This window comes from Novipirellula methanifontis, assembly GCF_052161655.1.
Taxonomy (GTDB): domain Bacteria; phylum Planctomycetota; class Planctomycetia; order Pirellulales; family Pirellulaceae; genus Novipirellula.
On the sequence record NZ_CP197418.1, the window covers coordinates 9,709,051 to 9,727,649 of the forward strand.

General features: G+C 55.1%; 11 protein-coding genes. 5 read left to right on the plus strand and 6 right to left on the minus strand.

Going from position 1 to position 18,599, the window contains the following annotated elements:
- Window positions 1–423 precede the first annotated feature (423 nt).
- Entirely contained in the window at window positions 424–1,815 is a 1,392-nt protein-coding gene (locus SH528x_RS34475; protein ID WP_442507950.1) for a sporulation protein, read from the minus strand.
- The gene (locus SH528x_RS34480) at window positions 1,790–2,476 is read right to left on the minus strand and encodes a hypothetical protein (protein WP_442507951.1); all 687 of its coding nucleotides are present in this window, start codon (window positions 2,474–2,476) and stop codon (window positions 1,790–1,792) included. The genes SH528x_RS34475 and SH528x_RS34480 overlap by 26 nt, the downstream gene beginning before the upstream one ends.
- A gap of 198 nt (window positions 2,477–2,674) precedes the next feature.
- Here SH528x_RS34480 and SH528x_RS34485 point away from each other — a divergent pair, with 198 nt between their 5' ends.
- Together SH528x_RS34485 and SH528x_RS34490 are read left to right on the plus strand one after the other, a co-directional pair.
- Window positions 2,675–4,192, plus strand: a complete 1,518-nt coding sequence (locus SH528x_RS34485; RefSeq protein WP_442507952.1) for an ISNCY family transposase — start codon at window positions 2,675–2,677, stop codon at window positions 4,190–4,192.
- 342 nt (window positions 4,193–4,534) lie between these two features.
- Window positions 4,535–4,972, plus strand: coding sequence for a PH domain-containing protein (locus SH528x_RS34490; RefSeq protein WP_442507953.1), 438 nt, complete (start codon window positions 4,535–4,537; stop codon window positions 4,970–4,972).
- A gap of 7 nt (window positions 4,973–4,979) precedes the next feature.
- On the opposite strand, the gene SH528x_RS34495 is transcribed toward SH528x_RS34490, so the two are convergent.
- The gene (locus SH528x_RS34495) at window positions 4,980–6,119 is read right to left on the minus strand and encodes a glycosyltransferase (RefSeq protein ID WP_442507954.1); all 1,140 of its coding nucleotides are present in this window, start codon (window positions 6,117–6,119) and stop codon (window positions 4,980–4,982) included.
- Window positions 6,119–7,324, minus strand: coding sequence for an endonuclease/exonuclease/phosphatase family protein (locus tag SH528x_RS34500; protein ID WP_442507955.1), 1,206 nt, complete (start codon window positions 7,322–7,324; stop codon window positions 6,119–6,121). The genes SH528x_RS34495 and SH528x_RS34500 overlap by 1 nt, the downstream gene beginning before the upstream one ends.
- 85 nt (window positions 7,325–7,409) lie before the next feature.
- Between SH528x_RS34500 and treZ the strand changes: the two genes are divergently transcribed.
- Complete coding sequence (gene treZ, locus SH528x_RS34505; RefSeq protein ID WP_442507956.1) at window positions 7,410–9,254, plus strand: malto-oligosyltrehalose trehalohydrolase; 1,845 nt, start codon at window positions 7,410–7,412, stop codon at window positions 9,252–9,254.
- 529 nt (window positions 9,255–9,783) lie between these two features.
- Here the strand turns inward: treZ and SH528x_RS34510 are convergent.
- Window positions 9,784–11,259 carry an autotransporter outer membrane beta-barrel domain-containing protein gene (locus SH528x_RS34510; RefSeq protein ID WP_442507957.1) on the minus strand — a complete coding sequence of 492 codons (1,476 nt, stop codon included), beginning with the start codon at window positions 11,257–11,259 and terminating at the stop codon, window positions 9,784–9,786.
- Between the two features lie 362 nt (window positions 11,260–11,621).
- On the opposite strand from SH528x_RS34510, the gene SH528x_RS34515 reads away from it, so the two are divergent.
- Together SH528x_RS34515 and SH528x_RS34520 are read left to right on the plus strand one after the other, a co-directional pair.
- A complete protein-coding gene (locus tag SH528x_RS34515) occupies window positions 11,622–13,169 on the plus strand; it encodes a multiheme c-type cytochrome (RefSeq protein WP_442507958.1) in 1,548 nt (515 codons plus the stop codon).
- 183 nt (window positions 13,170–13,352) lie between these two features.
- Window positions 13,353–14,465 (plus strand): HD domain-containing protein, encoded by a 1,113-nt coding sequence (locus tag SH528x_RS34520; protein WP_442507959.1) that lies wholly within the window; start codon window positions 13,353–13,355, stop codon window positions 14,463–14,465.
- A 79-nt stretch (window positions 14,466–14,544) separates the two neighbouring features.
- On the opposite strand, the gene SH528x_RS34525 is transcribed toward SH528x_RS34520, so the two are convergent.
- Window positions 14,545–18,300, minus strand: a complete 3,756-nt coding sequence (locus SH528x_RS34525) for a circumsporozoite protein- membrane associated protein (RefSeq protein WP_442507960.1) — start codon at window positions 18,298–18,300, stop codon at window positions 14,545–14,547.
- Window positions 18,301–18,599 lie beyond the last annotated feature (299 nt).

Sequence of the window (18,599 nt, forward strand, 5' to 3'; positions counted from 1 at the left end):
GCCGCGGTGCGGAATCGTCGGCAGTAGCGAGTAAAATGTTCGAACTAGACGCGTGGCTTGCGCTGGTCTGTCAAAAAATTTAAAACTGCGTGGAAGTTAAGGTTACGCAAGTTTTGCTTCGCTTCTCAGTCGCGATAGCGACGGCAGTTGATAGCCCCGGACGCGAGTCCGGGGGCGACGTCGCCCCCAAACTCACCCCAAGTCGCGAAGCGACGGCAGACGCCCGTTCCCATTAGTGCATTCGCGCGTACATCTGTGTTTCCTGTCGTCGCGTTGCGACTTGCATCGCATTGTTTTCCCAAACCCCGGACTGACGTCCGGGGCTATTACTTGTCGTCACTTCGTGACTAGCCAATCGCTAAACACTTTCGCTACGGTGAAATTGACGTCGGCGATCGGAACGGCTGGAAGAGTAACCGAGACTTATTTGGCGTCGAGTTTGATTTGCAGCCGTCGATGGCGATCATCCCAGCCGACGATCGTCCCCTGGCCTACCCAGCGATCGCGTCCAATCTGCTCGAACTCGTCGGCCAATTGATGCGGGACGTACAACACCATCGGCAACGGGGGCTCGCCGTAGTGGGCCCATACTGCGTAACCGTCTTTGAACAAATGCGGATCTTCGTCGCCCGCGTAAAGCAACCGCCGCTCGACGAACGCTTCGATGCGAAACGATAGCCCCGTCACGGCATCGACCAGCGTTGCAAGTTGCTCGGAATCGTCGCGGATCGACCAAAGATGGTTGGCGGTCTCGGCGAACGTGATCCCACCCGCCGCAGTGGCATCCGAATCAAGGTCAGAGGACGCACCACCGATTGTTCTGCTAGGTCGCTCCAACGGCTTGCCCGATGGCAACACTTGCAGTGCAATTTCCTTGGACCAATCGGGCCAACGAGGGATGTCGATGCGAAGCGTTGTCGCCCAGATCAAATCGTTGCTCGGCAGATCGAGTGTGTAAGGCGCATCCTCGGGTAACGTGACCGAAATCGGAAAGCGACGTTCTTGGCCCGCTGCCAATGTGGTCGCCGATTGCAGCTCGGTCGTCTGCTCAAAGAAAACATGTTTATGCGTTGTCTTGTTACTACCGCTTCCGCTAATGCAAACCTCGCGAGCCTCGAAGTTCAATGTGATGGCATTGACACTGACGTTTTTGCGAGGGCGAAGTACAAGCTCGCCCGTGACTTGGTCCCCAGGAGCGACCACAGTGGGCGAGACTTCGTAGACCACTTCGCCTAACAGATACTTTGGCAACCAGACCTTAACGGCATAGCCGACGGCGAACAGAACGGGAAAGATGCCAACACAGATGAGCGAAAAGGGGTTCTGAACCATGAAGAACATGAAACCCGAACACCAGATCATCATAAACACGCCGATAAAAATCCCGGCAAAGACGGACCGACTCGGGGCTTTTTTCGTCACCGCCGCCTCCGGTCCACACGTCGGACGCATCAAAATCGGCTCGGACGCTTTCGGGTCGAAGCCCCAAGGAATTTTCACACGAGCGTCAATGTAATGATCGACGTTTAGATAGTGCCCGTGGTAACTCGGCGGCCAATCGCCCACGGGCAATTCAAACGGATACTCGACGACTTGGCCAGCGACCCATTCGCCCTGGAACAGCGTCTCGCTGGCGAACGTCCCCGCGGTAACGTTGCCACGTCCATGCGTTTTCCAAACCGACTCGACCACCAATCCGCTGCACTTCACGTCCTGGTCGACGTTCACGCGAACCTTGCCACGGACGGTGCCACCTCCTTCGTACAGAAAGTTGGCATCCTCGGCTAACTCAATCGACAAATCGCATTTCGCCATCGCTGTACACCTGGTGTTGAACTTGCTCGTAGAGGTAACCTTCGATGCCGCGGATATCGCTGCCAAACCGCGACACTAACATGTCGGCATCGTGCCGCGACAACGTTGGGATCGGCCCCGGCCCTAATCGAGACGCCTCGATTCGGCGATTTGCCGAATCGGCTACCAATTGTGCGTTATTTGTATCACCTATCCGATAGGTTGTGACATCGTACCCCGCTTTTTTCAGCGGACGTGTCAAATCGCGATGCGTCGCCAACACCAACGGCAATCCCGTGGCGAAGATCCGATGCATCACCTTTCGCGTTAACCGCTGAGCCTCGTCGATCATCAGCGGAACACCTTCGGCGATCGCACCACACGGCAAATCTTCGTCGAGATAAACGTAAGATGCGTCGGGAAAATGACGCAGCAGTGCCAACATCCGCGTCGTCTTGCCGCGACCACACTCGCCAATCAATTGCAGTGCTGTTCTCGGGTGATTCACATGCGAGGCAAGTGTCGCGACATCGACAACGGCCAACTCGGCCCGCTCTTCTCGCGTCAACTCACCAAACGGATTCCGCCACAAATTACACCACGCCCATGGCAAACCGGTGTGCTGGGCACGACGCCGATCGAGGGGAGCAACAGGAGCGTCAATCGAAGTGTTTGAGTTCATCTCGCTTGCTGAAAAACCCTTGAGCGTACAGAATTTAGGACCGTCGGAATAATAACTGTCGTAGCTAAGCTCGCCAGAGCGTGGATCCACCGCGAACGCGACGGTAGCTAGTGTCTGTCATCAAACAGAATGATCCCGTGTTTTACGGGGTTATTTAGAAAAAAGCTCCTTGAAGACTGAACCGTTTGACCGGTTCGAGTGTTGAAACAGTTAGGAAAAACCAATTTCATCACAAATCTTCAAGGAGTGGTCGAGATGCGAAAGAGTTATGAACCTCAGATGCGGTTCGCAGCAACCCCCATCGCGCAGTTGCAATTGAATCTGAATTGTCGTGACGAAATTATACCCGTTCTCGCTGCCCTGCGTCATGTCTATCTCGACGGTCCGCTGCGAAGAAGCCTTACCAACTTAATCGCGCAAGATGTCAGTGAGCTCTCGCGCCGCGATACCGGCAGACCCGGTTTCGATGATTGGCAAATTCTCGTGCTGGCAGTGCTCAGAATGAATTGCAATTTCGACTACGACAAAGTCCAAGACCAAGCCGAGAACCATCACAATCTCCGTACGATCCTCGGTGTTGACGATTGGGAGCAAGACCCGAATTTCGACTTTCGCCGTATTCGCAATTCGTGTTGTCTGATCAAGCCTGAGACAATTGAGAAGATCAACCACATCATTGTTCGACACGGACAACAGTTCCATGGCGATGCAGTAGGATCGGCTCGCGCCGACTCGTTCGTGATCGAAACGAATATTCATTACCCAACCGAAAGCAGCTTGATGTACGACGGGATGCGGAAGATCATCCCGCTGGCCCGCACCCTTGCTGACGAAATCAGTCTTCCTCGGTGGCGTCAGTCCGCTCACTTGTTAAAGACGATCAAAAAGCTTCATCGACAAATTAATCAGCTCTCTGCCAGTCGTATCGTCAAAAAGAAGGAGGCGATCGAATCGCTCTACTATAGCCTGATAGCGCGTGTAGACTTGATCCTCCAAAGAGTCAAAACACTGGAAAAGGCAGCGAAAAACGCATTGCCTCTCTCGCTGCACATTCGGCTTGAGGAACTCACGGGTTGGGCCAGTTTGACCCAACAGGTTCGTGATACCGCGCATCGCCGAGTGGTGCTGGGCGAGAGCGTTCCCAACAGCGAGAAGCTGTTCAGCCTTTTCGAAACTCATACGCAACTCTACCAACGTGGCAAAGCAGGCGAGCCGATTCAGTATGGACGACTGGCAATGATCTTTGAGGACGGTGCGGGCTTCATCAGCCATTACTATCTGATGGATCGTGATGAAACCGACGGCAGTGTCGTGGTTGAGCAAACGAAGATCGCCCAGCAGCGTCACCAAGGTAAGCTTGAAGAACTTTCGCTTGATCGTGGCTTTCACAGCGCGGCGAACGTTAAAGCCTTGTTGCCGATCGTTGGCAACGTCAGTTGTCCATCGCGGAACTCTCAAAACTTTGCAACCGAAGTTGCCAACGAGTCAGACGACTCGCGCCGACGTCGACACCGTCACGCAGGAATCGAATCCGCGGTCGGTGCGTTGCAGCGGGGCAACGGATTGAAACGTTGTCGTGACCGCAGTGAAGTTGGTTTCAAACGCTATCTTGGCCTAGCCGTGCTGGGGCGGAACCTGCAGGTGCTTGGCCGGCTATTGATCGCGGCAGAAAACCCCGACGCTGCAGCGGCAAAGACAGTACGTGCAGCGGCCTAATTAGGTCAAAGACACAACGCAGAGTTGATCAACGACACCCTCCTGGCTGAAGGTACGCGCAGTCATCTGAAAACACTGCAAATTCGCCCCTCATCGTGGTGTTGAAGGCGGGTCGCCAACAATCTTCACACTAACGTTTCGCCCTCTCAAGCTGTAAAATTACGCCGCCTCGAGGTTTTATGACAGACACTAGCTACGCTCGCATCGACTACCAATTGACATCGACTCGGACATGCCACGTCGCCCTCATCCTCTCACAAGTCGCACGGGGGTGATACAAGGCCGGCCCGCTGGATGGGCCCTCTGGATGATTAAAACCAAGAAAAAGAAACCTCAACAGTAATGAACGAACCTTCCCCCGCTCTAAAAACGCCGATTCGCTACGAATCGGCGATCGATCTCTGGCTCCTGATGCTGCTGATGCTCTCGCCCGTGGTGGCGGTCGTGATTGGCGGTTACTTGATGGTAAATGGTCGACCGGGGGATGCGTCGCTGCTGTTTCTGGCCGGCGCAGCAACCTTGTTTGTGCAAGGCATCTTCGTTGTTCCCTGTCGCTATACGATCCTCGACGATGCCGTGTCGATTCGATGCGGCATCCTCTGTTATCAGATTCCGATCGCAGACATTCAACAAATCGAAAAATCATCGAGCCTAAAAAGTGCTCCGGCGCTGTCGCTTCGCCGTGTTCGAATTCAAACAGAAAAGCGTGAATACCTGGTATCGCCGAAAGATCGCGAAGGGTTCATTGTCACGATCAAGCGAATGGCGAAGCTCGATTGATTCGCCATTACGACGAAAACAAGTCTTCGATTCGCCGCGTTGTTTGATTCACGTCATGGAAATCACGGACGTAACGCAGTGCCGCATCAGCACGCAGAATCGCCGCATCACGATCGCTGACAAATTCGCGAATCGCACTGGCTAATGACAACGGCTCACCGGGATCCGCTAACAACATCGTCGGCTCTTGATCCATCAACTCGATCGTTCCTCCGGCACGCGTGGCGATCACCGGAGTCCCCAACGCCATCGCCTCTAAAACCACGTTGGGCATCCCTTCGAACAGCGACGGCAACACCATCGCATCCGCTGCCGCGATGTGGGGTGCCGGGTTGGCGTCGACTCCGACGAACTCGATCGTGTGACGCTTGAGTTGCTCCGCCGCCAATTGCTGCAATTGCGATCTCAGGGGCCCATCACCGACCATGATTAACTTCAGCGGCGGAACTTCGGCGGGCCAATCTGCCTCGGCAAACGCCACGGCTCGAATCAGATCCGCGTGCCCCTTTTCCGACGTCATCCGACCCACACAAACCATTGTGACGTGATCGGGATCACGCGGTGGGGCCGCTACCGATTTCAGCAGCAAATCGTCGCGATCGACGGGATTGGGGATCACCGTGACCGAATCGGGAAACAGCTTGTAATATTTTTCGGCAGACCGAGCGGCAATTTTGCTGACGGCAACCACTGTGCGAGCCTGACGATAGGCGGTCGCCAATCGCCATCGTTTCCAGCGAACAAAACGTTTTTCGACCAATGGCAGCGCTCGCTCTGGCGGGCTGACGATCGTCGAGATCCGCGGAATCCCCAACCGTTGGCAAGCCGGTGCCGCGATCAAACTCATCGCAAACGTACGATCGTAAACTACCGCGATTTTTTCTTCCACGATCCGATCCCGCAGATCCGCGATCTGTTGACGCAAAATGCGGCCGGGAAAATAGAGCTGGTTTGGCCGCTGATGATCGGCAAACGAATGCACAGGAACATCGTCAGGAACTTCCGACATCAAGTCGCCCGCTCGCTCGATCACGTACAAATGCGGTTCGAACCGAGCTCGATCCAAATGCCGCAGCAACAGCAACGTTTGTCGTTCGCTGCCACCGCCGCGCATCGAACTGATCATCAACAGCACACGTTTACGCATCAGGGCACCTCGACTTCGACCCACACCATGCGGTGGTCACTCGCCGAGATCAATTCGCGTTGCGGATCTTGGCGTTTGGGCCAGAACACACCGGCATCCACCACATTTAGTGACTCGCTCGGCAGCACATAGTCGACGCGAAAATGACCACTGCTGCCAAAGTCGGCAGTATCCAGCGTGGGATCGCCGACGTGTTTGGCATTGGCCTTGTTTTTTGCAATCGCTTCCGCCGCACCTGGCGAGCGAGGCTTGGGGTCTTGAACACGAGAGTGGCCGAGCAATCGCCGAATTGCGTCTTGTTTGCCGTCACCGTCGGCTGGATCGGCGTTCAGGTCGCCAAGAATCACAAAGGCTGCATCTCGCGCCAGCCCTCCGCTGTTCCCTACATCGTCTCGCAAATATGCTGCGTCCGGGTTGTCGATGTAGTCCAGCCAAAATCGGATCTCATCGTGATTGCGGCAACCATTGTGATCCTCGACACCATCAAACACCGGCGGCGTCGGATGGCTTGCCAAAAAATGAATCGTGGCGTCGCCAATTTGAATCGGCACATCCAGATGATTCTTGCTCGACAACCGCAACTTTGACCACACTCGGTCCTCGTAGTACGGCTTCTGTGTTTCGGGATCACGAGGCCGTTTAGCAGCCGGCAATTCGGACCACAAATAATTCTGAAACGTGCGAATGTTTTTCTGGTCGATGGGAAAGTGACTGAAAATCGCCATCGAATACTGACCTGGGTAAACGCCGTAACCCCACGCATCGGTGGCTTCACCCGCGGTTTCGTTGCGGTTCAGATCCAAACCCGAATCGATCCCCGTGTTACTCGACGCTGTGTAGATATAGGGATACTCGATCGGGCTGCGGCCAGACTTAGCGATCGAAAAATATTCTTCGGCGAGCAACCGAGCGGTTGCCGCATTAGGTTCGTAATCAATTTCGTTGACCAGCAACACATCGGGGCGCACCGTTTGCACAACTGCAGCAAGCTTGATTGCTTTCGGATCACGTCCGTCAATTAGCCGCTCGTAGACCTCGCCGGCCTTTTTGCCATACAGAGAAACGTTAAAAGTCGCGACGCGGATTTTCACAGACTCAGTGGACTTCGTGGTGGTGGGCTCGGCGGCGGAACAGCGGGGGGCACAAACCGCAAGCAAAACGAGCAGGCTGCTAAAAACGAACCCGTGAACCGAAGTTGAAAACATGAGGGGATTGCACCGCGGGAACAGACTGTCGAAGTTGGTAGCAGCAGTGTAACCGTTTTTCTCTTACACCTGATCCATTGTGACCATGAAACGTTCGCTATCTTCGCAATTTGAATCGTCATTTATCGATTCGGCAAACGCCGCCCCCCACCAATCGCTCGGGGCGACGCTAGTTGGAAAAGACCAAACACGTTTTGTCGTCTGGGCACCCGAGCGAGACCAGGTCGAAGTCGAGCTGATCGGCCAAGATCGCAAAGTCAAATTGCAGAAAAATGACGACGGATACCATGTGGGACTCGTGGAGGATTGCGGACCATCGGAGCGTTATTTTTACCGCTGTGACGGCGGCCCGCAGCGGCCCGACCCTGTATCCCGTTATCAACCGCTTGGGGTGCATGGCCCCAGCGAAGTGGTCGATCCCGCGTTCGATTGGACCGATTCGCAGTGGCAATCGGTCGAGCGAGACGATTTGATCATTTACGAAATGCACGTGGGTGCGTTCACGCCATCGGGTACATTCCTCAGTGCGATCGAGCGACTTGATGAACTGGTCGAACTTGGCGTGACGGCGATCGAATTGATGCCACTGGCCGATGCGGCAGGCCGTTGGAATTGGGGTTACGATGGCGTGAATTGGTTCGCACCGAACCACAACTATGGAACGCCGGCGGAACTGAAACAGCTCGTCAACGCGGCTCACCAAAAGGGTTTGGCCGTGATCGTCGATGTGGTCTACAACCACCTTGGCCCCGAAGGCAATTATCTGGGTGAGTTTGCCCCGTACTTTTCCGCAAAACATGGTACACCGTGGGGCGACGCTCCGAATTTTGATGACCCGAAATGGGGCAGCGAAGTCCGCCGGTACGTGATCGCCAACGCCATCTACTGGCTCGACGAGTTTCACATCGACGGACTCCGCGTCGACGCAATTCACTGCACTCGCGATGACAATGATCCCCATATCGTCGCGGAGATGAGCGATGCGGTACGACGCTGGTCCGAAGCAGCGAATCGAAACGTGTTGCTGATCGCCGAATCCAACGTGTATGACCCCGAGATGAACCGACCGCTTGCCGAAGGCGGAATCGGATTTGACGCCCAGTGGTGTGACGACTTCTTGCACAGCGTTTTTGCGGTCGTGCGTCCTGGCGAGCAACTTTCCAATCGCGTCTATCGCTCGGGAACCGACTTGGCTCAATCGCTATCCAAAGGATTCGTATTCGAAGGAACGATGCGAAAGGAACGAAGCCGAAAGACGCCGGAAACTCGCGTTGACACCCATGGACTGGTTTACTCGATCCAGAACCACGATTTTGTCGGCAACCATCCGCTAGCCAAGCGACTACACCAATTGACATCACCAGCAGCACAGAAGTCGGCGGCGACACTGCTGTGTCTAACGCCCGCGATTCCGATGCTGTTCATGGGGGAAGAGTTTGCCTCGACGCGGCCGTTTCTATTCTTCGTCGATTTTACGGACGCGCATTTACAAGAGGCTGTGGTCAACGGACGTCGACTTGAGTACCCGCAGCACGATTGGTCCGAAGGCTTGCTGCCGACCGAAGAGGCTGCATTCCGATCCTCGAAACTGGAATCCCGAGAGGATGGGAACCAAAACATGTGGCAATGGTATCAATCGCTGATTGAGCTGAGGAAACATTGGCGAACAACGGGACTATTGTGTGATGCGAACATCGAAACATACTACGACAGCGAATCGAGTCTGTATCAAATCCGCTACGTACAAGGAACGCAAACCGCGACGGTCTACTCGCGACTGACAACGAACGAAACAAACGCCGCCCCGATCACGATCGAGCCCACAGGCGAGTTGCTGCTCGACTCGCTACCGGAAACCTCGGTGGAACACGTTGGTGTCAATCAATTGCTGCCCAACCAAGCCAAAATTTTCTATTCAAGTGGTTTGTAGGCGAGGATTCATCAGGCAAGGCTGATTCCTTTGCCTTATTTTGTGCAGCATCGCCTGTATCAAGGGGAAAACTTTGGTAGGAAGATGGAGGTAGGAAAATAGGAAGACTGACGGGGGACCGTGGCGAAGAAGGTGACTTCGCGGTGGGCGATGTTGATCCAATGGATCGCACTACATCGGCTTAGCGATCGTATTTTTTAACCCGTCCTCACTCCGTGCAAAGTCATGTTAGCGGGGTCACGATCGTGAACGGTCCCGACCGTGCCAGTCGCATGCATCGTGTCGATGCCGATTGGCGGGTAAGAGAGGTTAGAAAATGGAAGGTTAGAAAATAGCGAGGATTGGTGCCGGGCAGCAAATTTGACACTAGGTGCAATCGGGATGTTTTCTGCCTGTTCAGAACAAGACAGAAATATTGATGCGACAGAAAAATTCTCGTACCGTAATGGCGTCTTTTTATGTTTCTGCCGCACCAATATTCCTGTTTATTCTGAAATCTTTGCGAAGGACTGGCCCGAATGACGCTCTCTTATCGTGTCCAGACCACGCCGCCGCTGCCGGTGTGGAATTGGTTACGGTCGTTGACCTGCAGATCGTAGTTGCCGTACAGCGTTAGCGCGGCGTTACGATTGCCTTGCAAACCGATGCCCAACAATGCCCAGTCGCGGCCCAAGTCCAAGCCATTGGTTGCAAAACTCGATCCGCCCTGGATGCCCGTCACACTCGTTGCCGAGTCCAGGTACTCGTGCATCCATGAGACGCGGGAATTAGGAGTCCAACGCCAACCGTAATGACCGTGGATGTGACGGTTGCCATAAAAATTCGCGCCAGCCATGCTGCGGAGCGAATGGGCATCGACATCGTCGATCGATGTTCCGCCGGATTCGACATGGTCGTCTTGGTGAACCCAGATGTACTGCAAGGCCACATTCGGTTGAACCGTCAGGCCGCCGAGGTTGCGTATCCAACCACGTTCCAGGTAGGTGCCGGTTTGCACACCGTCAAAGTTGCCGGTGATGCCACCGGTACGGGACGTGTCGTAGTCGTCGTACGCCGCGTTGCCGGCCAGCGTGTAGTAGTTGCCATCGTGATCGTTGCGGTGCAGAAACGTGCCAACCATACCGCTGTTGACATCCACCTCGGAACCGTTGTCCGTGCTGACGTTTTGATAGCCGTACGTGCCAAAAAATCCAACCATCGTATGAGCGTCGACGCTGCGGAACAGACCCAACTGGGTACCGCCAGCACCGTAGTCGAACCCAGCCACACCGAGGTGACCGTCGGCACTGCCGCCGATGCCGTAGCCTTGCATCCAACCACCCCAACCGCCTCGCGTCAGCGGCGAACTTCGATAACTGCGACTTCCGAGCTGGCTGCCAAACCCGCTTTGGTAGCCGGTCTGCTGGACGGACGGCTCTTCGTAGCTGACCAGACTGATCGGTGCGTCATCATCGCCTGCGGTGCGAGGTGGCGGGGTGAGCGAGATGAGGTCGAACGAGTTGGCACCAGCGGAGAAACTGCCGGCCATGTTTCGTACTTGATTGCTCAGCGATTGAAACTGATAGTTCTGGTTCTGGAATTGAGCCTGCGTCGTGCTGCCGAGCAATTGGCCTGCTTCGAAAGAGGGTAATTCAATAGGAGGCAATTCAAAGATGAAATTGATGGTGAAGTCACCACCAAAACTCAAGTACCAATCGAAGTCATAGGATCCAGGAGCAACCGTGGATGCGCTTCCAAAATCCAGCAGATTGCCATCCTCATTGCTCCAATCACGGTGCCAGCTTTCGCCTCCTCCACTTAGTTCTGTATGGAGGCCTAAACCGTTCGTACTCACATTCACGGCGGAGATCGACTCGCCATCCCCTACGGTAACGGTTGTAAAACCAGAGGTCCCGTTTGAGTTCGTAATCGTGGAATTGGAGGAGTTGATTAGGATTGTCGGTGGTGTTGCTTGTGCGGTCGTCACACATGCAATGAGCGTCAACGTAGTCAAAAATCGAAACATGCAATGTTCTCTGTGGTCTGCAAAGTGACGGATGGACTCTCTGTGCCTATCGTTCGGACTGAGCCGAACAATACCTATCGTGCGGACTGAGCCGAACAATGGAGCAACACGGTTTTGCCGTTCCCAATCGCTACAATCCTCACGACGTGATTACGAATGGATCACCCCCCATCGGACGATGGGTGAATCCATGGAGAAAGCGGTGCTGACACAAGGAAGAACACAATTAAACCGCCCATCAAAGATGCACTAGACCTTTGGCCTTATTCTTTGATTTATTCCGCTGAACCAATTCTTGAGGCTCCCCTTTCGTGAGATCTCCTCATGCGTGGAGCATGATGCTGGCGTAGTGTACAATCTGATTGTCTGCACTCCCTAAAGGTCAACGCGATCTCTTTTCCGACGGGGGCGACGCGGTCGAGAAGCCGGACGAACAGAACACTGGGTTCCAGGGGAGCATCAAATTGCAACGTAAGTGGTTCGTCGTAATTGCCGGTATCACTTTGATATCGACTTTCTTTTGGATGCTGCTTGGCAAGGGCGACAACGAGCAAGCTCAGCGGCTTCTAAAGCGGCAGAAGCAACTCACTGTCGCTGAACCACCCCAAGACACTCAAACAGGCGAATTGGACCTGGCGGCGTTGGCAGAGCGTGGGCTCGGTGAACCACTGCCTAACGAGTTCCTTAGTGCTTGGGTCGCAGAGGATGGTTATTGGTTTGTTGGCTACCCACGAGCCGATGTGGGTGTCGAAATACCTTTCGCACCGGGAAAAATCGCTAAAGCCAGCACCGACACCAAGCCGGTGAACGAAAACCCTGGATTCGTTGGACCGCAATCCTGCCGTGAATGCCACGCAGAAAAATTTGATTCATTCGTCCAGACCGCACATTTCCAAACCAGTCGACTGGCAAGTCCTGAAACCGTTCATGGGCCGTTCACTGAAGGACGGAACAAGATGCTGACCGTCGACCCGAATGTGGCTTTCAGTATGGTCAAGCGAGACAACCAGTTGTTCCAGAGAGTGAATTTTCACGGATGGCGGTTTGAAGTACCGATGCAAATTGCATTTGGTTCAGCCAAGATGGGCGAGTCCTATCTTTACTGGCACGGCGACCAACTCTATCAGCACAACGTTACGTACCTTACCGACCCCGATCACTGGGTAAACAGCCCAGGCTATATTGACGGTGATGCGGCGTATGCCCGACCCATTCCCTCTCGATGTATTGAATGCCATACGACCTATGCCGACGTCCGCAAAGGCAGCAATCATTACACACCCGGTTCGATTATCTTTGGGGTTTCGTGCGAGCGATGCCACGGCCCTGGACGCGAGCACGTCTCGTTTCACCGAGCGAACCCAGATTCACGCGAGGCCAAGGCAATCACGAACCCTCAACAATTGACGCGTCAACAGCAGCTAGACATCTGTGGGCAATGCCATTCGGGAACGGCCCCACAAAAGACGACGCCTTTTGCTTTTCGGCCCGGCGATCGTGTCACCGATCATTTCGAGATGAGCAAGGCGTACCTCGACGAGAACCGCGTACACACCAGCAATCAGCTCAATCGATTGTCGCGGAGCAAGTGTTTCCAAGAATCGGAGATGACCTGTGCGGATTGCCATAATCCACACCAGCAGGAGCGAGGTAACATGCGGCTTTTCTCGCAGCGATGCATTGAATGCCACGACGCACAGCATTGCGGCATGGCGGAACAAATTGGTGACCGGATTACTGAGAACTGTGTTGATTGCCATATGCCACTTCGCAACACAGAAAAGCTGAAGTTCGAAACCGCAGCAGGAAAATTATTCCCACCACTCCGCGATCACCATGTTCGCATCGACGAAATGGCGACCGAAGACTTCATGAAATCGATCGAGCCCCCGCCTTCAGCGTCGGAATAACCTTCTGCCCATACCGCAGTTATCCAGGGACAGTTGGCGTTCGCCAAGAAGTGGATGGAGCGTCTGAGATAATGAGACTTTAAAAAAACATCTTGACAGTTGGGGCGAAACGACGAAAACTGAAGAGCTGACTTAACACTTCTTTGCTCGATCTTTCTCGGTTTGCATCGTCAAACCTCCTGAATGTCATCGCCAAAACTTCGCCGCCAAATTGCTTGGGAAGCGGCACGCTTGATGTACTCTCGCGAATGTAGCGAATACTTTCACGCGAAACAAAAAGCGGCCCGTCGAATCTACAAAGGCTGGATCAAGCCAGCCGACTTGCCCACCAACGCCGAAATTCGGGAACAAGTTCAATTGCTTGCCCGAATCAGCGAAGGCGACCAGGGGTATTCCAAACGCCTACTGGAGATGCGACTGCGAGCCGCATGGTGGCTGCGAAAACTGACTCCGTTTCATCCCAAATTGATCGGCAGCGTGCTGACCGGCAGTATCCGCGAAGGCTCGGATATCGATATCCACGTCTTTGCCGCTTCGCCTCAATCGATTGCCATCGTGCTGGATGAGCAGGGCGTTTTCTATCACATGCAGCGCAAACGGGTCGAAAAAAATGGCGAGCAACGCGTGTTTACCCACCTGCATGTACGAGACCAATTCCCCGTGGAATTGACGGTGTACCATCCGTCCCTGCTAGGGTTCAATTTCCGCAGTTCGATCACGGGCAAACCGATCGAACGGGCCGGGATTGGGGAACTGGAACGTGTGATTGCGATGGAACATGACGTCGATGCGAATGGACAAGCCGAGCAATTGTTGACGATGGATGTGTGCCCCGATCGCTCCAACGTGTTTCTGTCGCTGCTGGTACCACTGGAAAACGTTCGGCAAAGCCCGCGCTACCATCCTGAAGGGGATGCTTTGTTTCACAGCATGCAAGTTTTTGCACTGGCGAAAGACGTAATGCCGTACGACGAAGAGTTTTTGCTGGCCGCACTACTGCATGATGTTGGCAAGGCGATCGATCCGGACGATCATGTCGCCAGCGGTCTGGAAGCACTCGAGGGATTCATTAGCGAGCGAACGGTCTGGCTGATCGAGCATCACATGGAAATGCATAAGATCCAGGACCGTACGATCGGGGCGCGACGTCGTAAACGACTGGCCGCTCACCCGTGGTTCGAGGACTTATGCCTGTTGGGCGATTGCGACCGAGCGGGTCGTGTCCCAGGAGCAGACGTGGAAGAGCCCGAAGAGGCACTGCAGTACATCGAGCAGCTTGACGAGATGTTTGAGTAGGGCCGGTTCCACCGGCCGATCACAAACTGGCCGGTGGGAACCGGCTCTGCGACGACTGCAGGATCTTTGGCTAGATCCACTACTTTCCGCCGATGGCTCGGCGGAAGGAGTCGAAGGCGTCTTGGTATGCCGCGGGCGGTGGCGTTCGGTTGCCGGCATCACGCAGTCCTCGCAACGCATCGGCTTGCTCGCGACGTTGGCTAGTGGCTCGCGTCGGGGGACGCATCCCCAAACTTTCTAATGCTTCGGTCAATTCGTTCTTCGCATTCGGATCGTTTGGATCGGCCCCGTCCAGCTCGCGAACGGATTTCCAACGGTCGACAAACCGCTGCATGTCGTCCTCGCTCCAATTCAATTTTTCCAATAGCTCTTGATCGGGTTGATCACGAGTTTCGTCAAGGTAATCAAGTACCATGTCGGTCGACTTCTTGGCGTAATCAAGATCGATGGGGTCAGGGGTCGGCGGCAAATCGGCAGCCGCTTCGCCAGTGTCCGCTCCCGAACCCGAGCCGTTACTGCCCTGGCTCGACGAAGCCGAGGGATTCTCCGACGCGTCTTGAGGCTGCCCCGATTCGGGTGACGATTCAGACTTCGAGCCGGAATTGTTAGGTTGTCCAGACTGCGACTCGCTGCCTTGAGACTTCATGTCTTCATTGGCTTTGGACGAAGCATCCTGAGGTGCCCCCGATTTGGATTGGTTTCCATCACTCCCCTGCTTTCCATCACTCCCCTTCTCCCCTTCTCCCGTCTCCCCTGCTTTCTTGTCCCCTCCGTCTCCCTGCTGCTGCCCGGAACCGTCCTGCTTGCTGCCGTCTTGCTTGCTGCCGTCCTGTTCGCCACTACCTTGTTCGCCGTCGGCCTTTTCACCGCTGCCTTTTTCACCGCTTGCTTGTTCGTTCATCGGGTCGCTGCCGGCCCCTTTTTCACTCCCTTCTTCACCGGTCTTATCGCCAGCATTCTCGGCGGACTGGCCAGCCGCATCGTCGCCCTTTTCGGCTCTAGCGTCTTTTGGGGACGCATCGCTGGACTCGCCCGCCCCGCTTTTATTCTCAGCCGCCGCATCGCCAGCGGCTTCACTGCCCGACGGATCCTTTGCTGATTCACCTGCACCGCTATCGTTCCCCGCTGGCTTGTCGGCATCGGGCTGTTTGCCCCCGCCATCACTGGATGCCGATTTGGAATCCTCGCCACGGTTTGAATCGTTACCTTGGCCGGACTCGTTTTGTTTGCCCGAGCCGTTCGCTTTGTTCGAATCGTTCTCTTGGTTTGCACCGTCGGTTTTGGAACCCGATTGATTCTCGCCGTTTTGACCCGGTTGAGATTCCGGCTTGGCTGCGGAATCATTTTGCGTTCCCTGGCCCGCCTGTTCTTGCTTCTTTTTGTCGAGGTAGTCGCGAATCCGCTCGAAAGCTTCCCCATCATGCTCCGGCGTTTCAGGCTTGCCGCCATCGGACGATTTCTCTGAGCCCGATGCACCATCAGATCCCGCTTCTTGGGAGCCGCTGGAATGCTGGCCCGAGCCACCCGAATTTGAGGCATCTTGGGGCGAATCCTGTTTCGAAGGATCCATCATGCCTTCTTCTGCCCTGCCCTGCCCTGCCCCGTTTTTGGAATCTCCGGATGGCTTGCCTGCGTTCTGTGGATCGCTTGGATTGGATCCTTGCGGTTGTTTTCCATCCCCCTGACTGCTCCCTTCTGCGTTTTGGGAACCATCTTCGTTGCCGGGCGGCGTCTGGCTTGGATCGGCGTCGCCGGATTTCGACGGATCGCTACTGGGGTCACTCGAACCCGAGTTACCCATCGAATCATCCGATGGCTTTGAGTTCGAATCTGACGCGTCGCCCTGACTCGAACCACCCTGCCCTGCACCGCTGTTTTCCGACGCATTTTCATCGGCGTCATTGTTTTGGTCGTTTGGCTGTTTCCCCCCACCGCCGGATGAACCGGATTCTTTTTCTTGATCGCCGTCTTGGGGTTCCCCCGACTCGCCACCTTCGCCACCACCCGACGAACCTCCCGATTGCTTACCCGATTCACCTTTACCGCCTGCGGACGACGAACCACCGGAACCACCCTGCCCTCCTTCATCTGACGATTCGCCGGCATTGGGATCCGCAGCGGGCTTGTTATCGGGCGAAGACAAACCGTCGCCCGCCGTCGGTTCTTTTGGCACTGGTTCGCTCATCGTGATGCGAAGTTCCAGAGGATCGGTTTTGGCAACGTTGGGTTCGACCAACGGATCCGATTCATCTTCGCGATTGTCGGTCGCGATCGCTGTGACTTGGACCGCATCACCCACGCGAAGGAAATGTTCGTGAGGCCGAAAACGGTATTCGGCAATCTGGTTCCCTTTCTTACCAAGCTCGTCGCTCCACAGCGTCGCACGTTCGAGTACTTCGATTCCGCGACGGATCTCGATTTCGATTTGCTGCAAGCCAAAATCGGCATCGGCCGCATGAATCTCGATAATCTGCTGAGCATCAATCGGAATATTTTTGGGCGATTGCTGCGGCATCACGATCGTGACTTCGGGCGACAAGTCCGCGTTCACGCGAATCGGATAAACAATCGGCGCCGGATTGGTTTGCCCAATGTTGTCCCAAACCTTGATGCGATAACTTTCCAGTTGCACCGCGGAGGATCGTTGACGGGCGTAGCGAACGGGAAACGTGAAAGTGACCAGGGTGCCCGAATCATCAATGCTCATCGCCGATTCTCCGGCCGTCGCATGCACCAAATCGCCAAGCGGTTTCGGATTAAACTGGATCGTCGCTTTTTCGATCGGACGATTCGTTCGCGCGGTCACCGTAACACGCGTTCCATCGAGCGCGGTGATCGCCGCACTGCTGCTGGTGTGAGGCTGTTTTTGCGTGTAAGCCGGCGGCACGTATCGAATCGACTGAACGGCAACAACCGGAACGTCTTGAACGCTCAGGTAGAAGGGACCCGCGACATCATCGCCTGCCACAATTTGATAAGGCACTTGGCCGGACGAGGCGTGATCGAGCGAGACCTCTCCGGCAAATCGACCGGAATCGGCATCGCGAATCAACTCTATCTCCGCTTCGCGATCTTCAAGCTGCCAGCGGCACACTACCGGCTCGTCTTGACGCAGTCCTTCGACGACGGCCGACACCTCGACTGTTCGCCCCGCTAGCACTTCGGCATCGCCAGGAACAACGTCACGAATTTTGACTCGTTTGGCAGGGTCGATTGACGCGATTGGCATCACCAACCGGCTGGCCGATTGGAAACTGTTTTTCGGTGACAGCGCGGCATAGAGGAAAAAGATTGCCATCAAACTTGCTGCGGCGATCCACCAGCGAAGCGTTCCAGTAGCTTCGACCGGCAGTGCGTCGTGGGTACGAAGCCGGCTTGCCGCGTGGGCTCCGATCGATCGAATGACTTTGCCATTCAGGCTGGGCGAGTTGCTTTGGTCGCGGAGCGTCACATAGCTGGTCAGCTCTTGACGCATTTCGGGAACATCGCGTTCGAGTGACCGAGCCGCATACTCAGGCCGAATCGTCCCCTTGATGACGGGCAACACCCGCGTGATCCCTTGGTGAACGACCCACCCGATAAGTGCCGAGAAACCCACCACGCGAGCAAGCGTCCCAGGAGTATAAATCCACTGGTCCATCACGACCCAGAGCAAAACGGCGACGAAAACGCCGATAAAAATCCGTAAAATGCTACGAATGAATTCGGACCACCACAGCGCATTCTGAGCCTCGCGGATCCTCGATTCGATCAAGCTCGCAACGCTTTGGAATGCGTTTTGATCGCGATTGGCCGCAGGAGGTGGTGCTGGCGAAGCGGTAGTCGGTTGCGACATAGAGACGTCAAAACTTGCGTAGACGGAGAAAAGTGGCTCTTTAAGTATAGCTCAACGGATACCCAGATCGCTCATGGTACGCCCCACCAAATCGAGCTTGTCGACCGCGAAATCCATTTTAGCGACGCTCTGGCTCCAAACCAATCGAGGGGAACCTGGCATAATCGTGCTAACCGCTGCGTTTGACCGGGGGGCAAATAGGATAGAAATCGGTAATCCGACACCTAGGCGTGACAGCCGCAACTTCCTGCTACACTATTACGCAAACGGGACTACTCACTTCACTCCTCTTTTTCGAC